Annotated in this window: 1 protein-coding gene; it reads left to right on the top strand. The window is 77.0% G+C overall.

Features of this window, described 5'->3' with window-relative positions; genetic code table 11:
- Window positions 1-6 precede the first annotated feature (6 nt).
- Window positions 7-162 (top strand): biopolymer transporter ExbD, encoded by a 156-nt coding sequence (locus D588_RS28820; protein WP_255325536.1) that lies wholly within the window; start codon window positions 7-9, stop codon window positions 160-162.
- Window positions 163-335 lie beyond the last annotated feature (173 nt).

Raw genomic sequence — 335 nt, 5'->3', positions numbered from 1 at the left:
CCGGCGCTGGACCGACGCAGCGGCGGCGACCGCGACCGCCGCATTTTGCTGCGCGCCGACCGCCGCGTGGCCTACGCCGACCTGATGGGCACGCTGGACGCGCTGCGCGCGGCGGGCTATCTGAAGATCGCCCTGGTCGCGGTGGAGTCGCCGGCGCGATGAACGTGCACCCGCCGGCGCTGCGCCGCTGGCTGCTCAGCCTGGGCCTGGTGCTGGCGGCGCATGCGCTGGTGCTGGCCGTGTTGCTGGCCTGGCCCTCGCGCATGCCGGTGCCGCCGCCCTCCGCGTCGGCACCGGCGCTGCTGCTGGACCTGGCACCGGCGCCGGTCGCGCCA

The sequence above is a fragment of the Xanthomonas sp. SHU 308 genome, assembly GCF_000364645.1.
Taxonomy (GTDB): Bacteria; Pseudomonadota; Gammaproteobacteria; order Xanthomonadales; family Xanthomonadaceae; genus Xanthomonas_A; species Xanthomonas_A sontii.
The sequence above is the reverse complement of the archived record's forward strand: the minus strand, read 5'-3'. Positions and strand labels throughout refer to the sequence as shown.